The sequence below is a fragment of the Ahniella affigens genome (genome assembly GCF_003015185.1).
GTDB classification, from domain to species: domain Bacteria; phylum Pseudomonadota; class Gammaproteobacteria; order Xanthomonadales; family Ahniellaceae; genus Ahniella; species Ahniella affigens.
In genome coordinates, this window is sequence record NZ_CP027860.1 from 1424580 (window position 1) to 1451035 (window position 26456).

Sequence of the window (26456 nt, forward strand, 5' to 3'; positions counted from 1 at the left end):
CGCGAAGCGTCGAGCAGGTTGGCTCGCGTTCGGTTTGAGTTGGCGCGGTTGCTTCTCTATATGTCGCGCGTTTCCCGAACCCAACTGTCTGGCAAGTCATGCAACTAGATCGCCCGTTTGTTCGACTGCCCATCCGCTTTGACGCCGCAACGCTGGCCCAGGAAGTGAAGGCTTTGCCAGAGGCTGCCTGGCGCGCCCACCCGCAAGGTTACGCTGGCAATTCGGCACTGCCGTTGATCGCTGCGCATGGCGACCCGCAACTTGATCGCACCAAGGGCCCGATGCGGCCGACCCCTTGGCTCGCCGCCACGCCGTATCTGCGCGACGTTCTGGCGAGCTTGCAATCGCCGATCGGGCGCACCCGGTTGATGCGCATTCAGGGCAATGGCGAGGCGCATGCCCACGTTGACACCAACTACTACTGGATGACGCGCTATCGCGTGCACGTGCCCATCGTGACTGAACCCGGTGTGCAGTTCATCGTCGGCAAGCGCGCCGTCAACATGGCCGCGGGTGAGTGCTGGGTATTTGATACCTGGAGCACTCACAATGTCATCAACACGATGCCGACCGAACGCATTCACTTGGTGATCGACACGATCGGCGGGCCCGCGTTCAAGCAGTGGGTGGATGCAGGCGAGTGTCCGGAGGTATTCAATCCCCCAGCCAACCCTGAGTCCCGCCTGATTGCCAAAGGTCACACCCAGCTGCCATTGGCGCTGGAACATGACAACCAGCCCGTGGTCATGAGCCCGTTTGAGCTTCGGCATTGGCTGAATACCTGCCTGAGTCAATTGGCGGACCCGGCGCAGCGCCCGCTGTTGGTGCCGTTGCTGGTGCGGCTGGATCGAACCTGGGCGGCGTGGTTTGCCGAACATGCCGCATTGGCGACTGGCCACGCTGGCTTTCGGCAGCGCTTGCAGGAATTTGATGCAGCGCTTTCCGCATTGCCTAAATCGATCTTATTGCGAAACGGCAGTGACGCGGTGGAGTTTCTGCGCCAAGTCATTGTCCGGGTGGCGTTGAACCCCGAGCTCGCGTGGCCGGAGGACCAAACTGCCGCGTTTGCGGTACAGGATGAGCGCCAGCGACCGCGTGCTGAAGCACCAACGCAGACACCAAAAATGGAGATCGCTGCGCCGGTACCGGCGCTGCTTGCCGCCGCACCACCCCTGCCAGAGGCATTGCCAATCAGCGCCGCGGCGCCAGTCAAGCGCCAAAGCTCAGCCGGCGTTGCGCCAGCCTATTTTGATCGACCGGTGTTTGTGGTCTGTCCGCCACGGTCCGGTAGCAGCATGTTGTTTGAGGCGCTGTGTCAGTCTCCGGAAGTGCTCAGCATCGGTGGCGAGAGCCATCAGATCATGGAGCAGATTCCCGGTCTCAATCCGGGCCGCGTCCAGTTCGACAGCAATCGTGTTGACGCGAGTGCCGCCTCCGCGGTGACGGTCGCCGAATTGACTCACGGTTTCTTCGGTCAGCTGCGTGATCGCGACGGCCGGCCCGTGCGGGTTGACGCACGGCGGGTGCGCTTCGTGGAAAAGACCCCCAAGAACGCGCTGCGCGTTTCGTTTCTCGCCGCCGCGTATCCGGATGCGCATTTTGTCGTGCTGCATCGTGAGCCGCACGAGACCATCAGCTCCATGATCGACGCTTGGCGCTCGCGGCGCTTCGTGACGTATCCGCGGTTGCCAGGTTGGACCGGGCAACCTTGGTCGTTGTTGTTGACGCCCGGATGGCGCGAGTGGAACGAAAAGCCTCTGAATGAAGTGGCCGCTCGGCAGTGGGCGCAAACCGTGCGGGTGCTGCTTGATGATCTGGCGCAGATTCCCGGTGATCGCGTGCACGTCATTCGGTATCAGGAACTGCTTGATGCGCCCGAGGCCAGCTTGCGGCGACTCTGTGGAGCGCTCGACCTTGCGTGGGATCGCCCGATCCAGGAATTGCCACCGTCCAAACACACGCTGACCCCGCATGCGAAAGAAAAGTGGCGGCAAAACGAGGCATTGCTCCGCGAGGCGCTGCCAATTGCCGAGCCGATGGTGCGGCGCTTTGCCGATTTCATGGCCGCAGCGGAAGCCGCCCGCGGCCCTGATGTGGCGCCGCCAGTCCGCGCACGCATGCGCGTCACGGATGATCACGCTACCCCTTTGGCGAAGCCGGCGCCCGCCGTGCTCTATGGGCAAGCCGCGACGGCCGTGGCAGCAAATACACGCCCGCCTGAAACGACCGCACCGAAGGTGGCGCCAGAGCAAGCCTTTGGCAGCGTGTACACGCGCGGCATGGCTGAGATTCTTGCCAGTATTCGCAGTAGCGTCGCGGTCACGACTTATCAGAGCGGTCGGGTCATCTTGCTGCGCTCCGAGGGGCAGGGGATCAACACCCACTTCAAGAGTTTTCCGAGCCCGATGGGCGTTGCAGCCCAGGGCGACCGCCTCGCGATCGCCACGGCAAGAGGCCTTTGGGAGTACCACAATCAACGCGGTGTCGCGCAAGCGTTGCCGCCTGTGGGTCGTCATGACGCGTGCTTTGTTCCCCGCAACCAGTTTCTGACGGGCGACATACGCGTGCATGAAATCGCCTACACCGACCAGGGCCTGTGCGTGGTGAACACGCGCTTTTCGTGTCTGTCGGGGCTTGATGGCGTGCACAGTTTTGTGCCGCGGTGGCAACCGAAGTTCATCACCAAACTGGAAGCGACCGATCGTTGTCATCTGAATGGTCTCACCGTGATTGATGGCAAGCTGCGCTTTGTCAGTTGCCTCGCGCAAACGGACACACCTGGTGGCTGGCGCGAACACAAGGCGGATGGTGGCGTGATCATTGACGTGGCGTCGCACGAGTGCGTCGCGACGGGCTTGTCGATGCCGCATTCGCCGCGCTGGTATCAAGACCGCCTGTGGGTGCTCGAATCCGGATTGGGTACGCTGTCCCAGATTGATCTGGCAACCGGGCGCGCGCACCCGTTCGCCGAATTGCCGGGCTTCGTGCGCGGCCTGGCGTTTGTCGGGCCGTACGCGCTGATTGGGCTGTCGCAGATTCGCGAAGGTGTATTTGGCGGCTTGCCAGTGATGGAGCGCATCAAGGAGCGGCTGTCCGGCGTCTGGGTGGTGGACCTTGGGACCGCGCGCATCGCCGGGTTTCTCCGCTTCGAGGGGCAAGTCCAGGAAATCTTCGATGTCGCCCTGCTGCCCGGCCTCTTGTTTCCGGAGCTGCTTGAACCCGAAGACGAACGCCTGCAGTCCTCATTCGTGGTGCCAAACGGCATTGCGTCTTGAGTCCGACACCTTCATTTTCACGCATAGGCAGCACAAGGAACTCGCAACATGCAGGATGTTGATTACGCACGGTATGACCGAATTCGCGCGGTAACCTGGACGGGTCAGAGTCTTCGTCTGATTGACCAGCGGCTATTGCCGATGCAGCAACTCTGGACCACTTGCAGCACGGCGGCCGAAGTTGCCGCCGCAATTCAGAACCTCACCGTGCGAGGTGCACCTGCAATCGGAATTTCGGCCGCGTATGGCGTGGTATTGGCTGCGCAAGCCGCCGCCGGTGCTGATGGCGTCGTATCGGCTGCCGCACTCGCCGAACCGATTGCCACGTTGGCGGCCTCGCGACCCACCGCCGTCAATCTGTTCTGGGCGCTCGCACGCATGCAGCGTGTCTTGGGTAGCGCGGCCAGTGTCGCGCGATTGGAGGAAGAAGCCGTAGCCATCGAGCGCGAGGACCTTGCCGCCAATCGCCATATGGGGCAACTCGGCGCCAGTTTGATTGCGAAAGGCAGTGGCGTGCTCACGCATTGCAACACCGGCTCGTTGGCCACCGCTGGATTTGGGACGGCGTTGGGCGTGATCCGGGCCGCGTATGCCGAGGGTCGCGTGGCGGCCGTATTTAACACCGAAACAAGGCCTTGGGGCCAAGGCACGCGACTGACCGCGTGGGAACTTCTGGAAGACGGGATTCCGGCCAAATTGATTGCCGATTCAGCAGCCGCGCATCTGATGAAGACGGGGCAAGTGCAGTGGGTCATCGTCGGCGCTGACCGCATTGCGCGAAATGGCGATACGGCCAACAAAATCGGCACGTACCAATTAGCGATTGCAGCCCGCCATCATGGGGTCAAATTCATGGTCGTGGCGCCGAGCTCGACCGTCGATCTCAGCATGGCTAGCGGTGAGCACATCGAGATCGAACTCCGCGAAGCGCGTGAGCTCCTTGAGGCGGGCGGTCAGCGCATTGCCGCCAATGGCGTCCAGACCTGGAATCCGGTATTCGACGTGACCCCGGGCGCGCTGATTGACGCCATCATTACTGAGCAAGGCGTTTTCAAGGCGCCATTTTTCGCCTGAGGCATGGACTGGAGTGCATGGTGCGGGGGTGTCTTCGTGCCTTGGCTGAGCAGACCAGAATCCAGGACGCAAGTACTTGATTTTGGGCCCGCGAACCGTGGGACACGTGCCCGAAACCCGGCAAGTCAGCGCGCCCGGTATGATCTTATTCGGATACTCTCTAAACGTTTGTTTGAGGATTGTTTGGTGTCGCTGAACATTTGCTCTACAATGAACGCCGTTTTTTCGCTTTCGGGCGGCGTCGGGGCTGACGGCGTCCGGGCATTTCACCGATTCAGAGGACAAAACCAACATGAGCAGCATCGAAGAACGCGTCAAAAAGATCGTGGTCGAACAACTCGGCGTGAAGCAGGAAGAAGTCACCGCCAATGCGTCGTTTGTTGATGACCTGGGCGCCGACTCGCTGGACACGGTGGAACTGGTGATGGCGCTTGAAGAAGAATTCGAGTGCGAAATCCCGGACGAAGATGCTGAGAAGATCACCAGCGTGCAGATGGCGATCGATTACATCAAGACGCACGTCGACAAGGCCTGATTCCGGCCTTGCAAGACTTGAACACTGCGCCGCTCTGGCGCAGTTTTCATTTGCGCGGTACTGAAACGCTCGTTCGTGATCAGGCCGTGAATGTTGAGATATGGATGGAGAGCAACGGATGAGCAAGCGTCGTGTGGTCGTCACCGGTATGGGTATCGTTTCGCCGGTAGGCAATACCTTGGAAAGCGCCTGGGACAGCATTCAAAACGGTGTCTGCGGCATCGATCGCATCAGCTGCTTTGATGCCAGCGCCTTTGCCACCCAGATCGCTGGCGAAGTCAAAGGCTTCGATCCAACCCACTGGATTGGCCCGAAAGACGTCAAGAAGATGGACAAGTTCATCCACTACGGCTTTGCAGCGTCGCGGATGGCAATGCAGGATTCCGGACTTGCGGTGACCGAGGCCAATGCCGAGCGTATTGGCATTGTGATTGGCTCGGGTATCGGTGGGGTGCGTGGCATCGAAGACACCGCCATCGCGCTGCACATCGGTGGCCCGCGCAAGGTGTCGCCGTTCTACGTGCCGTCAACCATCATCAATATGCTGCCTGGGCAACTCAGTATTCATCTGGGTCTCAAAGGGCCCAACTTTTCGGCGGTGTCGGCTTGCGCGTCGTCGAATCACAGCATCGGCACGGCCATGCGCATGATTCAGTATGGCGATGCCGATGTGATGATTGCCGGCGGTGCCGAGCACGGCTGCACGCCAACGGCAGTTGGCGGGTTCTCGTCGATGAAAGCCATGTCCACGCGCAACGATGATCCGAAGCACGCGAGCCGGCCCTGGGACAAAGACCGCGATGGTTTTGTGCTGGCCGATGGCGCCGGCATTCTGGTGATCGAAGAGCTCGAACACGCCAAGGCCCGCGGCGCTCGGATTTATTGCGAGCTGATCGGCTATGGCGCGAGTTCGGACGCGTATCACATGACCGCGCCGAGTGAAAACGGCGAGGGTCCGGCGCGCTGCATGCGGGTCGCGTTGAAGGACGCAGGCATCAATCCGGAGCAGGTCGACTACGTCAACGCGCATGGCACCTCGACGCCGCTTGGCGATTTGGCCGAAACGCTGTCGATGAAGCAGGCCTTGGGCGAGCACGCTTACAAGACCATGGTGTCGTCAACGAAGTCGATGACTGGCCACCTGCTCGGCGCGGCCGGCGGTGTCGAAGCAATCTTCTCGGTACTGGCTCTGCACCATGGTGTCATTCCGCCGACGATCAATCTGGAGAACCCGAGCGAAGGCTGTGATCTCGACTACGTGCCAAACGTCGCGCGCCAGAAGCAGATCCAGGTGGCCGTGTCGAACGGGTTCGGGTTTGGTGGCACGAACGCGACCCTGGTGTTCCGAAAACTGTAACCGGCACCTGACCCTCATGCGTGTCCGGACGCTGCCCCAGCATTGGGATCTTCAGCGTCTGCACGCTGCCGATCCCGTTCGCTTTCCGATGCTCTTGGAAAGTCGCGCAAGGCATGCGCGGAGTGGTCGATTTGATTTGCTGCTGGCCACGACGGGTGACGCGCTGATTCAAACCGCGCGCGCGGCCGTGGTTGATCAGCACGGGCAGTTTCAAGGTGAGGACCTGCTGCGTGTGCTGCAGGAGCGGTTGCCTTCGGCGCCGAGCGCAGCGCCCGAATCCCTCGCCGAGTTGGGCCACTTTGCGGGTGGCTACGCGTTGCTGCTTGGCTACGAATACGCAGCGTGCCTCGAGCCACGATTGCACGATGTCCTGGCCGAGCCCGAGTTGCCGCGGGCGCTCGCGCTGCGCACGCCGTTGGCGTTTGTTCGGGATCATGCACTGGATCGATTGTCGGCCGTCTACGAGCCTGAGGCCGAGGCTTGGGTGGAGGCGCTGCTCGCCGGGCTCGCGCCCGAGTCGTTACTGGTGCCACCCGACACGCTGATCATTGAATCGCTGCACGAAGACCCGGCGTTGCAGTTTTGCGCGGGCGTCGACACCATTCGCGATTACATCGCTGCTGGCGACGTGTTCCAGGTCAACCTGTCGCGGCAATGGCAGGCAGAGGTGTCTGGTCCGAACCCCGCGGCGAGTCTGTACCGGCGTCTACGCGAGGCCAATCCAGCGCCGTTTGCGGGCAGCCTCGTCTATCGCGATTGGGCCGTGCTGAGCTCATCACCCGAACGTCTGGTCGCGGTTCGTGGCGATCTGATCGAAACGCGGCCGATCGCGGGCACCCGGCCGCGTGCGCAAGGCGACGCCGACCTGGCGTTGCAGGCCGAGTTGCTCGCGCACCCCAAAGAGCGCGCCGAGCACATCATGCTGATCGATCTGGAGCGCAACGACCTTGGCCGCGTTGCCGTGGCGGGCAGCGTGCAGGTCGATGAGCTGATGACGATCGAAACGTATACGCACGTGCACCACATTGTGTCGAATGTGCGGGCGCGGCTCCGTGCTGATGCGAGTCTGCGGGACATCATTGCGGCAGTGTTCCCGGGCGGCACGATTACCGGTTGCCCCAAGATTCGCTGCATGGAAATCATCGCCGAGCTCGAAGCGTGCCCGCGCGGCTTCTACACCGGTGCGATGGGTTTTGTCGGGCCGGGCCGACAGATGGAACTGAATATTCTGATCCGGACCATGAGCCTGTCTGGAAACGACGTACGCCTGCGCGCGGGAGCCGGGATCGTCTACGACTCCGTACCAGAGCGCGAACTGGCCGAGACGCGGCACAAGGCGCGCGGATTGCTGCAAGCGTTGGGCATGACGGCATGAGAGTGTGGCGCCACGGGCGTGAAATTGACGCCGACTGGGCGAATCTGCGCGCGCTTCACTACGGCGATGGGCATTTCACGACGATGCGGGTCGTACACGGGCGGATTGCCTGGTGGCCGTATCACCTGCAACGCCTGCAGGAGGCCAACCGTCGGCTGCATGGCCGCTTTGACGACTGGCCGATTCTGAGTGCGCAAGTTCACGCGGTGGCCGCGAATCTAGGGCAGGGCGTTTTGAAGCTCATGCAGACCCGGTCGGCATCACAGCGCGGTTATGCGAGCCACGGCGCGCAGAACGAATGGCTGATGTTTGCCGACCCGAACCTGCCGAAACAGGCGGAATCAGTGCAATTGGAATGGGCGGCAACGCGCCTCGGGCATCAGCCGGCGCTTGCCGGGATGAAGCATCTGAATCGTCTCGAACAAGTGCTGGCCCGGGACGAACAGCCTGCCGGGCGCTGCGATGATGTGCTGATGTGTGATCTGGCTGGCGATCTGATTTGCACGACAAGTGCGAACCTATTCGTCTACCAAGATCAACGCTGGTGGACGCCAATGCTGGATCGTTGCGGGGTCGCGGGCGTGTGCCGGGCGCGGATTCTTGAACTGACCCAAGTAACAGTTGCCCGCCTGAACCAGACTGAACTGGCAGGGGCGAGCGAGGTCTTTTGTTGTAACGCGGTTCGCGGGATCATGCCTGTGGCGAGGATCGGCCAGCAGTCCTGGCCGACCGGGCCTGCCACGATCGACTTGATGGCCAGACTGCAAGTGGAGCTTGAATGCGCAAACTGATACGTCGTCTGTTTTTGCTCGGTCTCGTGGGCCTGGTCGTCGCTGGCCTTTGGTTCTATCGGGATTACAAAGCATTTTCCGACGCGCCGATGCCGCTTGATGGTCACGAGGTGGTCGTCGACGTCAGCATGGGCACGTCGTTCAATCAGATTGTCCGCCAGTTGACCCAGGCGGGTGCCACCAACGCACCGAGAGAATACTGGCGTCTTTTGGCCACCGAGTTGGGGGTGATCCGCACCCTGCGGGCAGGCGAGTACTTGCTTGAGCCCGGGATGACGCCGCGCCAGCTACTGACCCGCATGGCCAAGGGCAAAGTGATCCTGCATCAGTTCACGATCGTCGAGGGCTGGACGTTTCGCGAGCTGCGCCTGGCGCTCAGCAAAGCCGAAAAATTGAAGCAGACGCTGTCTGGACTGAGCGACCAGGACATCATGGCTCGGGTCGGCAAACCCGGCCAGCACCCCGAGGGCCGTTTTCTGCCGGAAACCTATTCGTTTGTGCGTGGCCAGCAAGACATCGACATCCTGAAGCGCGCGTTTTCGGCGATGGAAGAAACCTTGCTGAAGGAATGGGGTCAGCGCGCGCAGGATTCGCCGCTGACGAGTCCGGAAGATCTGTTGATTCTTGCCTCCATTGTCGAAAAGGAAACCGGGCGCGCCGACGATCGTGGCCCAATCGCTGGCGTCTTCAGTCGCCGCCTGAAAATCGGCATGCGCCTGCAAACCGACCCGACCGTCATCTACGGACTGGGGAGCAGTTTCAACGGCAACTTGACGCGTCGGCATCTCGAAACCGATGGGCCATACAACAGCTATACCCGTGCTGGCCTGCCGCCAACGCCGATTGCGCTCCCGGGCAAAGAAGCGATTGCCGCAGCCGCGCGCCCAGCGCCCGGCGATGCGCTGTATTTTGTGGCGAAAGGCGATGGCGCCTCGCACTTTTCGGCGACGCTCGGCGAACACAACGAAGCGGTGCGCCGCTATCAGCTGCAATGAGCGCTGTGCTCGCGCCTTGGTTGCAGGAAGACTGGCAGCGCCTCCTAAGCCGTCGTGCCCAGGGGCGTTTGCCGCACGCCTTGCTGCTGGCTGGCCCGCGTGGCCTCGGCAAACGCGTCTTTGCCGAGCAAGTGCGGGCTTGGTTGCTGTGCACCGCAGCCGACCAGACCGATGCGGCCTGCGGGCAATGCAAGGCGTGCCATTTGCTCCGCGCTGGCAATCACCCCGATGCGTTGACCATCACGTTCGAACCCCGTGACGACGGCAAGCTGCGCACCGAGATCATTGTCGATCAGATCCGCGCCCTGAGCGCGCGCTTTGCCCAAACGAGCCAGCGTGGCGGCTGGCGGGTGGCGATCATCGAACCGGCCGAGGCCATGAACACCGCCGCGTCGAACGCGCTTCTGAAAACCCTGGAGGAGCCTGAGGCGAGCGTCATGATGATTCTGGTCAGTGATCAGCCGATGCGGCTCAGCGCCACGATTCGCAGCCGCTGTCAGCGCATCGACGTTCGCGAGCCCGAACCAGCATTGAGCCTGCAATGGCTGCGTGCCCAAGGGATTGCCGAGAAGGATGCCGAGCCGGCCCTGCAGCTCGCCGATGGCAACCCAGGTGAGGCGTTGTTGCTCGCCCGTCCAGAACAGCGCCAGCAGATCAACGACGTGGCCCGGGACCTTCAGGCCCTTGCCGGGTCGGCAGCATTGATGGACGTGGTTCAGCGCTGGCTGGCCGCCGATCCCGGATTTCGCCTGCGCGCCGCCGTGCAATTGGTGGCGCAGGCCATGAAAGCGCCTTTGACGCTGCAAGCTGGCGTGGCCGAAAGCCTCATACCCTTGACCGCCCGCGCCGATTTTCAGAAGCTCAGTGCCTGGTGGGATCAGGCCAACCGCGCGCGTCTGCAACTGGACACGCCGCTTCGTTCGGACTTGATTCTGGCGGAGATTCTCGGCAACTGGCGTGATACCGTGTCGGCCAGTTCTAAGTAGGAGTGGAGCATGGCAGCAGGTCCAATGGGCGGCATGCCGCGGCAAGGCATCTTGTCGCTGGCCATCAAAGACAAAGGCGCGTTGTACAACGCCTACATGGGCTTTCTGAAAACCGGTGGCCTGTTTGTGCCCACGGCCAAGCGCTACAACCTCGGCGATGAAGTGTTCATCCTGCTGTCGCTGATGGACGAAAAGGACCGCCTGCCCGTGGCCGGCAAGGTCGTCTGGATCACACCCCCGGGCGCCCAAGGCAACCGCACGTCGGGTATCGGCGTCCAGTTCAATGAAACCGCCGACGGCGAAGCGGCTAAAGCCAAGATCGAGCAGATCCTGGCGGGCTCGCTGGGCGCCGAGCGCATGACGCATACGATGTAACCCGGCGCCGACGTCGGCGCGTCGCAACGTACCCAATGCCCTTTTTGCCGGCCTGATCAGGCTGGCTTGCTGCATTGCTGGCGGCTCATGCCAACGTCGGTCACCGGTGCAACACGGCCTTGCAATCGAGGGCTTGCGCTTTTCGTCTACAGGTGTAGACTCGCCTGGTCTACAAATGTAGCCGGAGCGTTTTTGCATGGAATTGCCAGATTCTGAACTCGCCGTCATGGACCTGCTGTGGGCCGAAGCCCCGCGCACGTCGGAAGGGTTGATTGCGGCGCTTCAAGACGCGCGTGGTTGGCAGCCGTCGACGGTCAAGACCTTGCTGGCGCGGTTGGTTCGGCGCGGGGCAGTGCGGGCTGAGCGCGACGCGCGGCGCTTCAGCTACTCGCCGCTCTGGGAACGCGAGCAGTACTTGAATCAGGCGACTGGCAACTTCCTCGATACGTTGTTCGGCGGTCAAGTCACGCCGATGTTGGCGCATCTCAGTCAGCATCGAGCCTTGAAGCCCGAAGAGCGCGACGCGCTGAGCAAGCTCCTCAAAGATCTGGAGCTGCGCCATGTTTCCTGATCTGCTGAAGCTCGCCATCGCCTTTAATGTGGGGCTGCTGATCGTGCTGTTGTTGCGTCCGCTTTGGCATCGGTCCGGCGCGCCCGCAACAGTGTATGGGCTCTGGCTGCTGCCCGTCCTGCTCGCGCTCGCCACCTGTTTGCCGAAAGTGAGCGTCATGCCGACTGTGGTAGTGCCACTTGAGGCCGCGCCGAGTGCCACCGTCACGATTGCGGGCTCCTCATCGATCACAAGCCTCGCACTGGTCGCATGCGTGTTGGCGCAACTCGGCAGCGTGCTGCTGCTTGGTTACCTGATGGCGCGCCATATGCGGTTCACCAAGCGATTGGGTCGCACGGCTGGCGATCAGCATCCGGAATGGCCCGAGGCGCAGGTATTCCGTGCAAATGCGGGCCCTGCATTGACCGGGTTCTGGCGGCCGAGCCTGGTGTTGCCCCCCGACTTCGAAACGCGTTTTTCCACCCGCCAGCAAGCCTTGGCAGTTGCCCATGAGCGTGCACATTGGCGCGCTGGTGATTTGCCGATTCGTTGGTTCGCTTGGCTGTGTGTCGTCCTCCAATGGTGGAACCCACTGGCTTGGTGGGCACTCAATTGCTTCATCAATGATCAGGAGCTCGCGAATGATGCCCGCGTTTTACGTGCATGCCCCGATGCGAGTCTTGAATACGCCCAAACACTAGCCTTGGCACAAACGAGTGCCCAGGCGCCCTTGGTCTGCGCCATGCAGACGACACATCCGCTGCTCTGGAGAGTCACCATGTTGAAACACCATGCTGCAAATTCTGCTCTTCGCACGACCATGCGCCTTTCTGCTGGACTGATCTTGCTCGGCCTGACTGGGCTCACATTGGCCCTCGATACGACGCAGGCACCCAGCTCGCCGAACAACTACACCGTCATGGTCTCTGCGCAGTTCCCAGGTCAACCCGATGCCGCGTTCGCACTCGCCGGACCAATGGGCGAAACCATGTCTGCGCGCCTTGGTGAGCAGGCAGACGCTGTCGCGCTGGAGTTCACGGTCACCAGGACGTCTGATCCAAGTGTGGTGCTGGTGTCGACGCGCGCGACACAAGCAGAGCAGGAACTCGGCACACCGACGCTGCTGTTGCCGTTAGGGCAAGCAGGTGGCATCCGTGGCACCGGTGAGGGGGCTGATGCTGCTGGCTCTTGGTCCATGCAAATCACGGTGCAAAAGGGTTTGCCGGGCGCGGCATTGGAAACAACCCCTGCTGCCGAAACGGGACTCCCGAAGGTGGTGACGGCGCCTTGGCAAGACAAAATGTTCTGGACGAAGACCAACGATCCGGGGTGCTGAGGTCGGCGTTGTTGTAGTCGCCGAATTCCGGGCGCGCTCGGCTGCAGCGCTGGCGCGCTCCCGCTTTCATACAACACGCCACAAACCATTGTTTTTGCGAACCAATAAATTGCGGGTGGTGATGATTCTGGCCGCAAGTAACCTCCTCCCCAAGCCCTCCCACGTGCCAGACTGTGTGAAATCAACAAAGGACTGGTTCGAGCAACCTAGCCGATCGGGTTCGGAAGCGATGATGAGTGCAAATGATGGGTCAGTTTGTCGCGAACCTGAAACCCACCCCGGATCAAGTCCGGGGTGACGAATCGCGAGAGTGTCCGTCGAGGCAAAGTCGTTGCTTCAGACGCTAGAAAGGATCGGTTCCCCAAGGAGTTCCAATCCACCTCTCGTCACCCCGGACTTGATCCGGGGTGGGTTTGAAGGTCTTGCAGCCGCGCCGAGGCTATGTTGAAGCGCCAAATATTGTCCTGCCCAAAGGTTTTCACACAGTCTGTTTCGTCGGGATGACGGCAATGGGGTTGCGCCGCAAACTCCAACCGTTTTCACACAGTATGTATCGCTGGATTGAGGACAAACACAATGCCTTGGGTGATGTTTGATGGGAGCGGGTTGCGGAGAGGGCTATTTGCGACGTGGCCTCTTCGCAAGAATTTCGCATCACAAATAGCCGTTTGGTGCGCAAATCAGTGCGCCTTCGAGGCGACCTGGACTCTCGTCAACCCGGACTTGATCCGGGGTGAGTTTGATGTGCCGTCGTTCAAGCAGAGAATTTGCTGAAGCAACGAACGTTGTGTTGCTTCGATGGTTGTCACACATTCTGGTTTACTGGGATCGCGCTAACGCTGGCGTGGTTCCAGCGGGCTGACCGCAACACGCAGCGCAAACGCGATGAATCGGTATTGAGTCTAAGTTGCGCCGCTAGATCGATTGGCAAATCTGATCACCGCCCATCATTGAAAAACACTTGGCCGATTTCGCCGCCGGATTGCGCTTGATGCAGTCAGGACCACTGCGGAATCTGCGCCATGCCTCGTCTCAATCTACTCTCAGGCCTTTGCGGGCTGCTGTTGTCAGCGGTGTGCCTGGCACAGTCTTGGACGGTGCCGACCGCCATCGAATCACGTTTACTGGATGCCGGCAATGACGCGCACAGCGGGCAAAACGTCGGCGTCGCGCTGGCGTTCGATGGCGAGTGGCTCGCAGTTGGAGCCAGCACGGCCACGGTCGACGGGCGGTCGAACCAAGGTGTGGTCTATCTCTATCGTCGTGTTGGGGATCACTTTCTGGTGACGCAGCGCCTGGCGCAGTCCGATGGCCAGAGTGGCGATCTATTTGGTTCGGCGCTGGCGTTGCGAAACGGGCGGCTGATCGTCGGGGCGCCCGGTACCGACATCGGTGCCGATGCGAACCGCGGGCGCGCAGTGGTCTATATGCTGCAAAACGAATGGTTCGTTGAATCCACGCGTGTGACCGCCGCCAGCACGGATGCCGATGATCGGTTTGGGTCCGCCCTTGCGTTCGATGGCCAGATGCTCGTGATCGGCGCCCCCTATGCGAGTGTCGGTGGCACCAACAATGTCGGCGCAGCGTTTGCGTTTCGGTTCAATGGCGGCACGTTCCAGACGCCCCAACGGCTGGAGCCCACGAGCCGCGTCAACGGCGACAGTTTCGGTTGGTCCGTTGCCTTGTCTGGCAACACGGTGGCGGTCGGCGCGCCGCTGGCAGATGGTGGCGGTCTGACCGACTGTGGCGCGGTGTCGGTCTATGTGGATTCAGGTTCGAGTTTCAGTCTGCAACAGACGCTGCAAATGACGGGTCGTGACCAGCAGGACTGGTTTGGCTGGTCGATCGCGCTCAACGGAGATCGTCTTTATGTGGGCGCACCGTTCGACGACTGGGCGACTGTCGATCGCGGCAGCGTGCAGCCGTTCACACGAAGCGGTTCGGTATGGTCGGGCGGCGCGCTGATTCAAGCGTCGGATGGCGCTACCTCGGACTTGTTTGGATACGCAGTCAATACCGATGGCACTGACCTGGTGATTGGCGCGCGCGCCGATCAGGTGACGCTCGGGACGCAGGGCAGTGTCTATCACTATCGCATCCAACCAAGCTTTGCCTATCAGGGCAAGTTGGTCGATCCGGATCCGGGTAGTGACGACATGTTTGGCAATACATTGGCGTTGTCTGCCGGGTCGCTGGCCGTGAGTGCCCGGCTGGATGATGTGGTCGGCGTTGCCGATACGGGATCAGTCAGTGTCTTTGAGATTGGCCTGCAAACACCGGTCTGGAAGGCCAAACTCAGTGCGACGTACCCGATTCCCGGTAGCGACTTCGGTCGGGTCATTGCAGCATCTGGCGACCATGCTTTTGTCGGGATGCCATCCGCCACGCGCGCCACGGCTGGTGCGACCGGTGCAGTCGACTGGTATCGCCGCCAGCCCGATGGCAGCTGGTTGTTTGCACAGCGCTTCGTCGCTTCGGATGGCCAAGCAGGCGACGCGTTTGGTGCGGCACTGACACTTGCCGGAGATACCTTGGTGATTGGTGCGCCAAATGCCAGTCCGCTCAATCAGTCGGCTGCGGGTGGCGTCTACCTGCTGCGTCCTCAGGGCAATGGCTACACACTCTCGGGGCGTTTCGATGCAGCTTCAGCGCAGAGCGGGGCGCAGTTTGGCGCCGCGCTCTCGGCGTCGGGCAACCAAGTGTTGATCGGTGTGCCTGGTGCGATCGTTGATGGCCAGTCATCGCGCGGCAGCGTCGTGGTGGCCGAAGTAATGGGGACATCGCTTGTGCTTCGGCAGACTGTGATCGATCCGAATGGTGCGGCTGGCGATCGGTTCGGCAAAACACTGGCGCACGCGGTGGCCGGTGCTGCAATCGGTGCGCCCATGGCCGATGTCAATGGCCAGGTGGACGCTGGCAAAGTGTTGTTGTTCGCGCGCAATCAAAACGACTTTACGCTGACGCAGACGCATGTGGCCGAGGTGCCCCAAGCGCATGCGCACTTTGGTGCCAGTCTGGCAAGCAGTTGGCGCGTGCTGGCGATTGGCGCGCCCGATGCCGACGTTGCTGGTTTGGTCGATCAAGGGCAACTGTCGTGGCTGGACTGGTCAGCGCCCACGGCGCTCCGAACGCTTGCAGACAGCCATGAGCCTGCCGGCGCGCATTTTGCTGCAGGCTTGGCAGTTCACAGTGGCATGATTCTCGCGGCTTCACCCCTTGCGACAGTGGGCGAAAGCGTCGGCGCAGGGCGCGTCAACAACTATCTGTCCAATGGCGCTGAGCTGGTCAAGATCGGCGAACTGGTCGCCGCGGCGCCGGAAACGGGGGCAGCGTTTGGCAGTGGGTTGTTCCTCGACGGCAACCGCGCGTTTGTCGGGTCCCCTTTTACTGACCGCGTCGACACCCATTCCGGGCTACTGTTTCCCGATGTTGGCAGCGTGCAGATCTTCGATCCGGATGTGGAAGTCGTGCTGACACTTGGCAATGGCCGCGATCAGGTCATTCAAGGATTGAGCGATTTGAGTCAACTCTTGATTGCGAATGTCGGGATGCATCCGGCGGCCGGCGTGTCGATTCAAGCACCGGCGCCAACTGGCCTGTCATCGGTGCTGTGGAGTTGTACCGGTTTGCAAGGCGCCGCGTGCCCAAGCTCGCCAGCCGATGACCTGCTTGACGCCGTGGTCGATCTCGCGCCTGGCGCAGGGGTGCTGTTCGAGCGCCTGGGGCAGGTGGACTTGGCGGCTGGGCAAACCCTCGAATCTTTGGCAAGCACCAACATCATTGGCGCGAGCAGCGACGATCCGGCCAATAACAGCGCCGCCGATCGCGACGCAGTCGTGCTCGATGTGTTGCTTCGGGACAGCTTCGAGTCCGATTGAGCGCCCATCACGCGCGTTGCGATTGGCGCGGTTTGAAGCCGCTCGTGACGGACGCGATCAGGTCTTTCCACATTCAAATTCTCTGGAGTCCGTCATGTCGAATCCCATCGCCATCCGCACACTGTGCGCAGCGCTCTTGTGTTTGATCAGCAGTGGTAGCTGGGCGCAGAACGTTTACGACTGGGACGGCGGTGGCGGGAGCACGACCTGGTGGACCGCAAACAACTGGGCGCCTGATACGGCCATCACGGCGATTAATGGCGATGCGAATGCGGTGCTGCGATTTGCCGGTAGCCCCACGGCGACTCCCAACAGCATGGGCTTGCCCGGCAATTCGCAGATCGTTGTGCAACAGATATGGTTTGAGCCCGGCTTCAATGCACTGCAGACCAGCGAAATTGTCCTCGGTGCCAGTGGCGCCGCCGATCTGCAGTTGCGCGGCGCGAATCCGATGTTTCGGGTCGATGCAGGCCTCGTGACGACCAACCAATCCACCGGCAGTGAGGTGCGCCTTAACGGCGATGCCACGTTTGCTATTGGCGGCGAACTGCGGGTGCTGGGGGCGATCATCAACAACACGCCAAGCCAGCCGGCATCACTGTTGAAAACTGGCAGCGGTGTGCTGGTGCTCCGCGGCAACAATACGATGGGCGGTGCTGGCAAGGCGGTGCAGCTGATTGAAGGGGTGCTCGATATCAACACCGACAACCAACTCGGCGCGGCGACGAACGCCCTGATTTTCAAGGGCGCCATCGAAGCCCCAGCCACGCTCAGGATCGACGCGCAAGGTGGCAACCGATTGCTAGCGCGGCCGATCAGTGTCGACACGAGTGGCGGCTATCGCTTTGACATTCGCAATACCGATAGCACGGGTGTGACGATTTCCGATCATCTCGATATGGGGAGCTTTGGGAATCCAGCGCTGCTGCGAAAGCTTGGCAATGGCACGCTGCGACTAACCGGGCAGGGCACGTTCAGTCGCATCCAAGTTCAGGACGGCCGATTGGTTCAGGCTGGCGCGGAAGCCATCAGCACGTGGCCCGGGACCGTGATCGACTATGCCGGCAACGCGACCGGTGTGCTCAGTCTGGGCGGTCACGATACAGAAGTGGCGAGCTTGATCGCCAGCGATGGCAATGCCGGTATCATCGAAAACGGGGCAAGTCAGGATATGACGTTGTCGATAACCGGCATGTTCGATGAGCGTTACGGTGGCGTGTTGCGCGATGGCGCCAGCGGCAAGTTGAGTTTGCGCGTTGCCGGCGCGTTTGGCAGCACGCAGACGCTGTCGGGCAACAACAGCTATACCGGTCCAACGACCGTGCAAGGTCGGTTGCATCTGGCGCACGTCAGCGCACTCGGCAGTACTTCGGCACCGACGACGGTCGATGCCAACGGCAATCTCAGCATGACCGACTTGCAGTTGAACGAGCCCTTGATTCTGGCGGGCGGCGTGGTGCGCAATGTGCTTGCGCCGGCGTCCACGTTGAATGGACCGGTAACACTGACGGCCAATAGTCAGCTGGCGGGCGATGGCAATAGCCTGAATATTGCGGGCGGCATCGATCTTGGGTCACATCGACTCGAAACGTCGGGCCACGTCGTATTGGATGCCAGCACCGTTGCGTTTGCGGCCGGTGCCGACGTGCAAGTTCGTGATGGCTTGGTCGAGCTCTATCATGCCGAGCGCTGGCACAATGCCGAGGCAGCGCCACCCTTTGCGGTGGGCGCGGGCAGTTCGTTGATCGTCCACCATGATCAAACGCTGGTGAACCTTGCAAATGATCTGGCTTTGACTGGGCCGGGCAATGGCGATTCGAGCCTGCGCTTCGAAACCAGTGATGGGCAGCCCAGCGTCATCTATCTGAGCGGCGCGTTGAGCCTGACCAACAACGTGTGCGTTGGTGCGAGTGCCTCGACGGCGATTCGCATCGAGGGCGTCATCAGTGGATCAGGACGATTCTGCAAAACGGGCACGAACACTGTCACGATTGCAACGGCACCGACGCTGACCGGCGGCATCTTGATCGAGGACGGCGAATTGCAGGTCAACGCAACGCTTCCGAGCGACAGTTTGACAACCGTGTTGGGAGTGGGTTGCTGTGACGTCGATCACCCCCTGGGTACCGTGGACGGTCAGTTGTCCGGCACGGGCAATGTGGGCAACTTGCGGCTGGAAGGGGGCACGGTGTCGCCCGGCGGCAGCAGTGTCGGAACGCTGGCGGGTATCGATGCGACAGTGAGTGCCGTAGGCGCGACGTTCCGATTCCAACTGGGCGGCGATCCCGCGAACCCTGATCTGAGCGACCGACTGTTGTTGAACCAACTTGCGATTGAATCGGGCGGCCGTATCGGGATCAGTCTGTCGGATGGCGTCGGCATGCCGATGCCGGGACGCTACCGCTTGATCGAAACCGTACAAACGCACAACCTGGCGCTGGGCGACTTCGAGCTGCTCCCGTACCAGGGTGACAACGCTGATTTCGGCGGCACGCTGATTCTCGGCCCGAATGTCGTGGACTTCCAACTGCAGCCTGTTCCCCAGTTTGTCGATGGATTCGAGTAGGCGCGATCAGCCGCCGCGGACCGTTTATCACGCAGTCGGAATCCAGGATTTGCGGGGTTGATTCCGGCGGGGGCTGATTGAGCCCAAGGCAACTTTGGACCGATTCCACGTCTCGCTTGACGGGTGACTAATCGCATGGCGTACACTCGACGCTGCGCAGTGTCGGGTAACGCACCCGACCGCATTTGTCTCCTTGGGGGAGCAACGCGATGGCTTGCGAAGGCGGTTGGTATTGGAGTGTCGTGTGTGATCTCGACGGCGTTGGCCGTCGTCGGCCCGCTGAGGTTGCGCGCGCTGGCGGTTTGTCGCGACCCTTGAGGTGCTGGTCGCTGACGCCTGTGTGCCGCCTACCAACGTGTTTGTTTCTATTACTGCTGGCGACCGCAGCGTGCGCCGCGTCCAACGATCCAGACACCAAGCGCCTTGAGCGCGTGCAGGTATCTGCGACCGCCTTGCCGACAACGGCGGCCTCGGCCAATCAACACATCACCATCCTGGGTCGCGAACAACTGGATGCCATGTTGGGCGCCAGCGTGGCCGAAGTGCTGTCGCGTCAAGCGGGTCTCAGCGTCGACCGAAGTCCGCGCAGCGGCGGCTATGGCGCACTCTATTTGCGGGGTGCGGATCCGAGTCACGTCGTGATTCTCGTCGACCATGTGCGCCAGAACGATCCGTTGTCGTCGCGCGGGAGCGCGGTCGACCTGAACAGTCTGTCGTGCGACGACGTGGAGCGCATCGAAATCGTGCGGGGCAATGCCAGCGTCGTCAACGCCGACGCCATGGCGGGATTGGTTCACATCTTCACCCGCCGACAACAGAATCGGTTTGCGGCGTACGCCGGGGGCGAGCGCTTGCGCGGTGCGCAGGCGGCATTTAGTTCGGACCAGTTCTGGCTCAGCTCAGGGTATCGCGAAGAGGGTGATCAGAATCAGGGCTTCTACGAAACTCGCAGCGCCAATGCCGGCTGGGGCCAGACGTTTGCCGATACGAGGTTGTTCGATCAGGTTCGGGTTGAAGCCAGTGGGCGTTTTGCGGACAGCGACGCGCGTGGGTTTCCGGACGACAGTGGCGGCGAGCGGTTTGCCGTGCTGCGTGAGTTGGAGTCGCGCGACGGTCAAAATCACCAGTTCGCGATGCGCGCCGAAGCGGAGACACCCTGGGCAAATTGGGCCTTGCAACTTGCGACAGAGACGCGCCGCAGTGACGAGACCTCGCCCGGCGTCGCCCCCGGTGTCCGCGACGACTTTGGCCTGCCCGCCATTCAAACGCACACCAACTATCGCCGCGATGAGATGCAGCTCACTTATGGCCGCACGCTTAGTGAGGCTTGGTCAGTGACAGCCGGCGCATTGGCGCAGCGTGAACGCGGTCAGTTGGACAGTCTGATCGACCTGGGCTTCATGCTGCTGCCGGCCGAGTTCGAACGCAATCGGCACACCGCAAGCGTATTTGGCGAGGCGCGCTGGCAGGCAGCCGCCTGGACGATTCAGGGCGGCGTTCGCCATGAGCAACTGGATGATGGCGATGCGATCACCCACCCGATGCTCGCGGTCCAGCAGCAGTTGGAACGTGGCTTGCGGTGGGGCGCGACGATTGCAAGCAGCGCCAAGCAACCGAGCTTCTATGCGCTCGCGCATCCGCTGGTGGGGGATCCCGGGTTGAAGGTCGAGCGGGCGGTTCATCGCGAGGTGTTCATCGGCAATGAGGTCGACACCGATCCGTCTCGGCAATCCGACGCGTGGTCATGGCGTCTGACTTGGTTCAGCGCGCGCTATCGCGACTTGATCGACATCGATTCCGGGCCGCCACCGCGACTCGTCAATCGCGCCAGAATCGAGTCCGATGGTCTGGAATGGCGCGTTGGCAAGCGTTGGACTGATCGCTGGCACAGTCAGTTCGAAGGCGCTTGGATGCAAGTCGAAGACCCGATCGGCGGTGTGGCGTTGCGCCAGCGCCCAGAATTGCAATGGACGATCAGTACCCAATGGCAAGTCAGCGACCGCGCCGAGTTGAGCGCCACCCTGCACCATGTGGGCAAGCGCTTCGATTCGGCCATTCCAACCGGTGATCGCTGGTTGTCGGCCGGGGAGCGGCTCGATCTCAGTTGGCGCCACCGATTGGGGCCGGCCGATGTTCGATTGACGCTCGACAACGCCTTGGGCGAGCGCTTTGAAGAGGCGATTGGCAACGACATCGATGGGCGTCGGCTTTGGTTGTCGGTGCAATGGGGGCGGCCATGAATCGGGCGACATTCGAGTCGGTGCCGGAACCTTCGCCCGTGTCAACGTGGTGGCGTGCGATGTTGTTGTCCGTGACATTGCTGGGGGCGGTTCTCGTGCCGTTTGCACTCTGGGGCGACGCATTGGAACACGCCGCGCCGATGTGGCTGGCCAACCACCAGGGCCCGCTGTGGCTCGCTGCACTCGGCATCTTGTTGTTGATTGCGGATGTACTGTTGCCGATTCCGAGCAGTGTCGTCGCGATGGCGTTGTGCTGGTCGCTTGGCCCCTGGCTTGGCGGGTGCTGTGTCGCCGTGGGTAGTTTCTTGTCCTTTGCGACCGGTTATGGCCTGGGTCGGATCGTCCCGGAACCAAGGCTTCGACGCTTTATCGGCGCGCGCGCATGGGATCGTCTGCGCGATCGGGCTGGCCGCTCCGAGCTGTGGTGGATCGTGCTGTCGCGGCCACTTCCTGTGTTCGCTGAGTTGAGCGCGTTGCTTGCCGGGGTCTGGCGTTTGCCACTCATCAGCAGCCTGGGTGCGGCAGCCGCAGCCTCGTTGGGTCTTGGCGTCCTGTATGGCGGCAGCGCTTGGCTTGGCGCCCGGTCGCCCAGCACCTTGCTTAGCCTATTGCTTTTGTCCTGTCTGCCTACCGCGTTCTGGCTGCTGCACCGATGGTGGCTCTGGCGCGTTGCGGCAGGAGCGCATTCAACCGAAGTCCACACTGAGAGGTTGTCATGATCAAGGTTCGTTGGCAGGTACCTGGTTCCATTACCGACGTGCAGCGACTGGTGCAGCAGGCGATCGACATAGAGTTCGCAACCTTGCCGCCGTATCTGTACGCCAAGATGACGATTCTGCCGGGCAGCAATGCGCCCGCGGCGGCGCGCATGAATGGCATTGTGCAGCAGGAAATGATCCACATGTGCCTTGCGAGCAACATCATGAACGCGATTGGCGGCACGGTAGGCATCAATCCGCCGCGCTATCCAGGCCCGCTACCGGCTTCGGTGGGAGGCGATCTGATCGTGCATCTGCTGCCCTTCTCGATCGCCGCAATGGCTCAGGGGATGGCGATTGAGGAACCATCCGAACCGATCGATCCACCGGTACTGATGGCCATGGTCGAAGCGAAGATGCTCGATATGAGCATCACGATCGGCGAGTACTACCATCTGTTGGATCAGGCCTTGGCTGCGCTGCCGGCATCGGCATGGATTCCGAACCGGTTCCAGATCGACGACTCGCAGTTCTTTCCGGGCCAGTTGTTTGCGGTCAACAACTACGATGACGCCCACAAGGCCATCACGCAAATTGTGTCGGAAGGCGAGGGCACGCCGGTCAGCCCGGGTAGTCAGGGCAGTCCGCTGACGTTCGAGAATGAACTGGCGCACTACTATCGGTTCTGGGAAATGGAGCGCAATCAGGTCCTGGTCAAGGATCCGGGCAACCCAGTGGGTTACGCGTGGGCCGGCTCGCTTGGATTGGACTATGCGGCCGTCTACCCGGCGATCTCCGATCCGGAATTGCATGACTTCTCGCACGACTCCCCCGCTGCCCAGCAAGCGCAGGCCGAGTGCAACGCGGCGTACACGGCGATGGTCGATGCGCTGACCGCTGCCTTCAGTGGTGGCACCGGCGGCCTGGGGATTGCGGTTCGCGCAATGTTCGATTTGCGAATGGCCGCCATCAAGGCGCTGAATACGCCGCTCGCCAATCGCCAGGTTTCTGGTCCGGCATTTCTCTACACACCCATCACGACATCGGGAGTCACGCCATGAGCATCCTTGAGTTTCCGCGCGCCTATTTCCGCGGCGAGATCGCCTGGGACCCAGTCACCACGAACAACTATCCCTCCGGTCAGGCGCCGGCTGCGTACGACGAAACCGATTGCGACTCACTGATCAACACCAATCGCGTCATGAGCTCGGCGCAGGTCAGCAGCTTCCGGACGGCCGCGATCAATGAGGTGGCCAGCAAAGGCAACTGGAATCCGGACGGCAGTTACCGGTGCCCGTTCTACAACACCTACGTGTCTGGAGCTGACTTGGGCGACGGGCTCGTCGTCACCGATGCCTTCACGAATGCACCGGTGATCTTTACCGGCATGCTCGTGGATTGCGAACCGTACGGCGCGTACTCGTCGCAGTTGTTTTTCGACGACATGAGCTTTGGCATTCTGGGTGGCTGCCGGATCTTCGGTAAGCGCGTCATCCGATTCAACGACCGCTTCATCAATTTTCAGGCGAATCCAAGCAACAACATGATCGCCGGCGTCGCTTCGGTGATGTGGCAGACCGTGTTTCCGAAGGATCAGGGATTGCATATAGATCCGTTCGACTCAGCGGTGCTGAAGCGCTTCCAGACCAAGATGACCGATCCGGATGTGCTCGGCGTGATGGTGCGCTTCGTTACGTATCGCACCGTCTATTACAACAACCCGACACTCGCGAATGGGTTGTCGTCACGCAATGCCGGCAAGGCATTCGAAGCGTTACTCAATGCGGGTGGCTTTCAGCCAAATCCCGCGCGCAGCAAGCTCGTTGGCACAGTCGGTCTATGGCGTCGAGGCGACTGCCCGACAGAGGCATCGGAGCGGGCACTGATCGCCACCTTCGCGACGATCCCCGGGCAATCGTCTGCAGCGAATGGTGGTCCAGTCGTCGCCACTGCATTTGCCCGCGCAACAGAGAAGGGGCTTGCGCTGGATTTCTCGAACACGATTCCGTATTCAGACCGCGCCACCGACAAGTTCAATCTCGGCACCTTGACGATCACGGCAAGCGATCCGCCGCCTGCCGTCGCGGTAACGCAGGTTGCAACGATCGACTACAGCCACTATGACCGTGCCGCGTTTGAGGCGACCTCGGGCATTATCGACATCCCGTTAAGCCCAGGCCAAATCGCGTTGCTGAATAACACGAATCTCGCCATTTCGGGCGGCGATGGCACGAGCTATCTGCAGGAGGATGTGTTGCGCGCGGTGCCGAACGCGGCGAATCTGTACATGGATCAGGGCCAGAACGCCAACTTGATCGTGCAGGTGTATCAGCGCGGCGCGCCGGCAGGATCGGGTGTGGCGGTAACGATGTCGGATATGAATTCCACGCAGAGCGGCGGATGGCGCCTGCTGACCAACGCGAATGGTCAGGTGAACTTTGCCTTGTCGGGCAGTCAGGCCGGCATTACCGGATGGGTGTTCCAGACGGGCGACAACCCAATGCTGCCGGTCGGCAATGTCTTTACACCACTGAACTACACCTACACGTATCAACGCGTGCTTCCGGCCGACGACAACATTGCGAGCCTCGCGCCAACGTGGATCAACACTTACAACTATGTGCTCGCAAACTGGCATGCGATGGCGCCGTGCATGGACAACTGGCTGCGGCTGGGCGATGAACAGCAGGTGCGCGCGTATGGCCCACTGATCAAGCGGCTGACGGATCCGGCGAATTTCGAGCTGTTCCGGTACATGCCCGTCACGCGCGATCTCACCGCTGGGCAACGGACGCTGCTGTACAACTTTCTGAATTCGTCGGGGACCGTTTCGGCAGAAACGGGTGGTGATGCCGGACCTGCGGTTGCGGCGAAGGCACTCGTTGAAGCAGCCCCCAAAGCCGCCGGCGCGACGATCGACTCACATCGATTGAGTCGTGCGATGCGCAGTGGCGGCGCGACCGAGGAGCCCGAATCCTGAGTTGGGACACGGTGTCCGTCACTTCGAAAAGCCCCCGATTTTTCGGGGGCTTTGTCGTTGCAGGAGGCGCCTCGCGGGTGGTCTGCCGCCCGGCCACGCCGGTCTGCGGGGCCCATCACGACACCGCATGTTGCAATGCGACGTGACCTTTGTTCGCATCTCACCATACGATGGCGTATTGATGAGATGGACGGGTCGAAAACAGGCCCTGGGATTAGCAGTAGCGGTGGCAATGGGGCAAGCCCGTACAAACGGGCAGCCAAGCAGTTCAACTCAACGTTGTTTGCGTTTACACATCACATTTCCTGGGAGGGAAACATGTTGTCTCGTCGTCTCGGTGGCCGCTCACGGCTGCTTGTTGGTCTTGCTGCGCTCGTGGTTGGCTCCTCTGCGGTTGCCAGTACCCTGAATCAGAATGTGTCCTGGACGGTGGACCGCGCTGGTACCACGGCCAAATACCGCGTCGTGGCGTACGGCGATTCGATCTACGCCGGCTACAACACCTCGATCTCGAACGCCGCCAAGTACTCGGCGCCGACCGTTGATTCCGAATACCTGTCCGCGCTCTGGAATGCCGACATCGAGAGCATTCGCCGCGCCAAATCGGGCGCGGTGGCCTCGGACGTGTACAGCAACAAGATCGTCGCCGAAAAGTCATACATGCAAACGGCGAGCACGCGCGTGGTGACCTTCGAAATGTGCGGCAACGACGGCCTGCAGGCACGCTCCGCCTTTAAGTCGCAAACCGGCACGTGCGATTACAGCGGCATGAACACGGCGCTGAACAACTGCAAGACGTATGTGGCCCAGGCGATGGACTACATCAATGCCAACGCCCATCCGAACACCAAGCTCAAAGTGATCAGCAATCTGTACTATCCGGGCTACAACGCGGACAATGTGCAGAGTTCCTGCAACGATCCGACGACGGGCGCAAAGGTCAACCTGCGCGACAAGTTCCTGCCATACCTGACCAAGATGAACTACTGGATGTGCGAGTACGCCCGCCAGAAGGGCTTCAAGTGTGGCGACAGCTTTGCCGAATACATGGGTGCGGATTACGACAGCAATAGCGATGGCCAGGTTGATTCGGCGGCATTGCGTTATGTGGCTGGCGACACCGAAGCCGCCTACGTGACGCGCATCACCAGCACGCTCAAGTCGACGCTCCGCGACGCCAATGTCAAGTACGTCAGTTCGTCGAGCAGCTACGACTACATCCAGTCCGACGATACGCATCCAACCTATACGGGCGGTACGGTTTCGGCTGGCCTGTGGGGTGGCAGCACCGGCACGGGTGCACCGCGTTACACCAGCTTCAGTGGTGGCAAGAGCCCGATCTGGAACAACTTCGGTCATGAGCGCATGGGTTGGACGATCTCGGTCTTCAATCCGGCGACACCGTAACGAGTCGTCACCAAACCTGATTCCTGAACCAGGCGCCT

18 protein-coding genes are annotated in these 26456 nt (G+C 61.3%); all 18 read left to right on the forward strand.

Going from position 1 to position 26456, the window contains the following annotated elements; all coding sequences use genetic code 11:
- Positions 1–98: 98 nt before the first annotated feature.
- The 18 genes from C7S18_RS05355 to C7S18_RS05450 all read left to right on the forward strand — a co-directional run bounded on the left by C7S18_RS05355 (position 99) and on the right by C7S18_RS05450 (position 26418).
- On the forward strand, positions 99–3275 hold the full coding sequence (locus tag C7S18_RS05355) for a TIGR03032 family protein (protein ID WP_106890591.1): 3177 nt from the start codon (positions 99–101) through the stop codon (positions 3273–3275).
- Between the two features lie 48 nt (positions 3276–3323).
- Positions 3324–4349 (forward strand): S-methyl-5-thioribose-1-phosphate isomerase, encoded by a 1026-nt coding sequence (mtnA, locus tag C7S18_RS05360; RefSeq protein ID WP_106890592.1) that lies wholly within the window; start codon positions 3324–3326, stop codon positions 4347–4349.
- Positions 4350–4641: 292 nt separating this feature from the next.
- The gene (gene acpP, locus C7S18_RS05365) at positions 4642–4884 is read left to right on the forward strand and encodes an acyl carrier protein (RefSeq protein ID WP_106890593.1); all 243 of its coding nucleotides are present in this window, start codon (positions 4642–4644) and stop codon (positions 4882–4884) included.
- 118 nt (positions 4885–5002) lie between these two features.
- Positions 5003–6241 carry a beta-ketoacyl-ACP synthase II gene (fabF, locus tag C7S18_RS05370; protein WP_106890594.1) on the forward strand — a complete coding sequence of 413 codons (1239 nt, stop codon included), beginning with the start codon at positions 5003–5005 and terminating at the stop codon, positions 6239–6241.
- Between the two features lie 16 nt (positions 6242–6257).
- Positions 6258–7616 carry an aminodeoxychorismate synthase component I gene (locus tag C7S18_RS05375; protein WP_106890595.1) on the forward strand — a complete coding sequence of 453 codons (1359 nt, stop codon included), beginning with the start codon at positions 6258–6260 and terminating at the stop codon, positions 7614–7616.
- Positions 7613–8407: an aminodeoxychorismate lyase gene (gene pabC, locus C7S18_RS05380; RefSeq protein ID WP_106890596.1), complete on the forward strand. Its 795-nt coding sequence runs from the start codon at positions 7613–7615 to the stop codon at positions 8405–8407. Before C7S18_RS05375 ends, pabC begins: the two co-directional genes overlap by 4 nt.
- A complete protein-coding gene (gene mltG / locus C7S18_RS05385; protein ID WP_206207978.1) occupies positions 8395–9402 on the forward strand; it encodes an endolytic transglycosylase MltG in 1008 nt (335 codons plus the stop codon). The genes pabC and mltG overlap by 13 nt, the downstream gene beginning before the upstream one ends.
- Positions 9399–10388, forward strand: a complete 990-nt coding sequence (gene holB, locus C7S18_RS05390) for a DNA polymerase III subunit delta' (RefSeq protein WP_106890597.1) — start codon at positions 9399–9401, stop codon at positions 10386–10388. The genes mltG and holB overlap by 4 nt, the downstream gene beginning before the upstream one ends.
- Before the next feature lie 24 nt (positions 10389–10412).
- Positions 10413–10763 (forward strand): PilZ domain-containing protein, encoded by a 351-nt coding sequence (locus C7S18_RS05395; RefSeq protein ID WP_106890598.1) that lies wholly within the window; start codon positions 10413–10415, stop codon positions 10761–10763.
- Positions 10764–10959: 196 nt separating this feature from the next.
- Entirely contained in the window at positions 10960–11334 is a 375-nt protein-coding gene (locus C7S18_RS05400) for a BlaI/MecI/CopY family transcriptional regulator (protein ID WP_106890599.1), read from the forward strand.
- Positions 11324–12649 (forward strand): M56 family metallopeptidase, encoded by a 1326-nt coding sequence (locus C7S18_RS05405; protein WP_106890600.1) that lies wholly within the window; start codon positions 11324–11326, stop codon positions 12647–12649. The genes C7S18_RS05400 and C7S18_RS05405 overlap by 11 nt, the downstream gene beginning before the upstream one ends.
- 1022 nt (positions 12650–13671) lie before the next feature.
- Complete coding sequence (locus C7S18_RS05420) at positions 13672–16527, forward strand: hypothetical protein (RefSeq protein ID WP_106890603.1); 2856 nt, start codon at positions 13672–13674, stop codon at positions 16525–16527.
- Between the two features lie 94 nt (positions 16528–16621).
- Positions 16622–19093 (forward strand): autotransporter-associated beta strand repeat-containing protein, encoded by a 2472-nt coding sequence (locus C7S18_RS05425; RefSeq protein WP_170113129.1) that lies wholly within the window; start codon positions 16622–16624, stop codon positions 19091–19093.
- Positions 19094–19452: 359 nt separating this feature from the next.
- Positions 19453–21333 carry a TonB-dependent receptor plug domain-containing protein gene (locus tag C7S18_RS05430; RefSeq protein WP_170113130.1) on the forward strand — a complete coding sequence of 627 codons (1881 nt, stop codon included), beginning with the start codon at positions 19453–19455 and terminating at the stop codon, positions 21331–21333.
- Positions 21330–22052 (forward strand): VTT domain-containing protein, encoded by a 723-nt coding sequence (locus C7S18_RS05435; protein ID WP_170113131.1) that lies wholly within the window; start codon positions 21330–21332, stop codon positions 22050–22052. The genes C7S18_RS05430 and C7S18_RS05435 overlap by 4 nt, the downstream gene beginning before the upstream one ends.
- Positions 22049–23092: a ferritin-like domain-containing protein gene (locus C7S18_RS05440; RefSeq protein ID WP_106890607.1), complete on the forward strand. Its 1044-nt coding sequence runs from the start codon at positions 22049–22051 to the stop codon at positions 23090–23092. Before C7S18_RS05435 ends, C7S18_RS05440 begins: the two co-directional genes overlap by 4 nt.
- A complete protein-coding gene (locus C7S18_RS05445; RefSeq protein ID WP_106890608.1) occupies positions 23089–25011 on the forward strand; it encodes a hypothetical protein in 1923 nt (640 codons plus the stop codon). The genes C7S18_RS05440 and C7S18_RS05445 overlap by 4 nt, the downstream gene beginning before the upstream one ends.
- A 318-nt stretch (positions 25012–25329) precedes the next feature.
- Positions 25330–26418 carry an SGNH/GDSL hydrolase family protein gene (locus C7S18_RS05450; RefSeq protein ID WP_106890609.1) on the forward strand — a complete coding sequence of 363 codons (1089 nt, stop codon included), beginning with the start codon at positions 25330–25332 and terminating at the stop codon, positions 26416–26418.
- The last annotated feature ends 38 nt before the right edge of the window (positions 26419–26456 follow it).

What these genes read in the sequence shown, in the direction of transcription:
- C7S18_RS05355 (WP_106890591.1), top strand. Translation starts at nt 99, where the DNA reads ATGCAACTAGATCGCCCGTTTGTTCGACTGCCCATCCGCTTTGACGCC.
- mtnA (WP_106890592.1), top strand. Translation starts at nt 3,324, where the DNA reads ATGCAGGATGTTGATTACGCACGGTATGACCGAATTCGCGCGGTAACC.
- acpP (WP_106890593.1), top strand. Translation starts at nt 4,642, where the DNA reads ATGAGCAGCATCGAAGAACGCGTCAAAAAGATCGTGGTCGAACAACTC.
- fabF (WP_106890594.1), top strand. Translation starts at nt 5,003, where the DNA reads ATGAGCAAGCGTCGTGTGGTCGTCACCGGTATGGGTATCGTTTCGCCG.
- C7S18_RS05375 (WP_106890595.1), top strand. Translation starts at nt 6,258, where the DNA reads ATGCGTGTCCGGACGCTGCCCCAGCATTGGGATCTTCAGCGTCTGCAC.
- pabC (WP_106890596.1), top strand. Translation starts at nt 7,613, where the DNA reads ATGAGAGTGTGGCGCCACGGGCGTGAAATTGACGCCGACTGGGCGAAT.
- mltG (WP_206207978.1), top strand. Translation starts at nt 8,395, where the DNA reads ATGCGCAAACTGATACGTCGTCTGTTTTTGCTCGGTCTCGTGGGCCTG.
- holB (WP_106890597.1), top strand. Translation starts at nt 9,399, where the DNA reads ATGAGCGCTGTGCTCGCGCCTTGGTTGCAGGAAGACTGGCAGCGCCTC.
- C7S18_RS05395 (WP_106890598.1), top strand. Translation starts at nt 10,413, where the DNA reads ATGGGCGGCATGCCGCGGCAAGGCATCTTGTCGCTGGCCATCAAAGAC.
- C7S18_RS05400 (WP_106890599.1), top strand. Translation starts at nt 10,960, where the DNA reads ATGGAATTGCCAGATTCTGAACTCGCCGTCATGGACCTGCTGTGGGCC.
- C7S18_RS05405 (WP_106890600.1), top strand. Translation starts at nt 11,324, where the DNA reads ATGTTTCCTGATCTGCTGAAGCTCGCCATCGCCTTTAATGTGGGGCTG.
- C7S18_RS05420 (WP_106890603.1), top strand. Translation starts at nt 13,672, where the DNA reads ATGCCTCGTCTCAATCTACTCTCAGGCCTTTGCGGGCTGCTGTTGTCA.
- C7S18_RS05425 (WP_170113129.1), top strand. Translation starts at nt 16,622, where the DNA reads ATGTCGAATCCCATCGCCATCCGCACACTGTGCGCAGCGCTCTTGTGT.
- C7S18_RS05435 (WP_170113131.1), top strand. Translation starts at nt 21,330, where the DNA reads ATGAATCGGGCGACATTCGAGTCGGTGCCGGAACCTTCGCCCGTGTCA.
- C7S18_RS05440 (WP_106890607.1), top strand. Translation starts at nt 22,049, where the DNA reads ATGATCAAGGTTCGTTGGCAGGTACCTGGTTCCATTACCGACGTGCAG.
- C7S18_RS05445 (WP_106890608.1), top strand. Translation starts at nt 23,089, where the DNA reads ATGAGCATCCTTGAGTTTCCGCGCGCCTATTTCCGCGGCGAGATCGCC.
- C7S18_RS05450 (WP_106890609.1), top strand. Translation starts at nt 25,330, where the DNA reads ATGTTGTCTCGTCGTCTCGGTGGCCGCTCACGGCTGCTTGTTGGTCTT.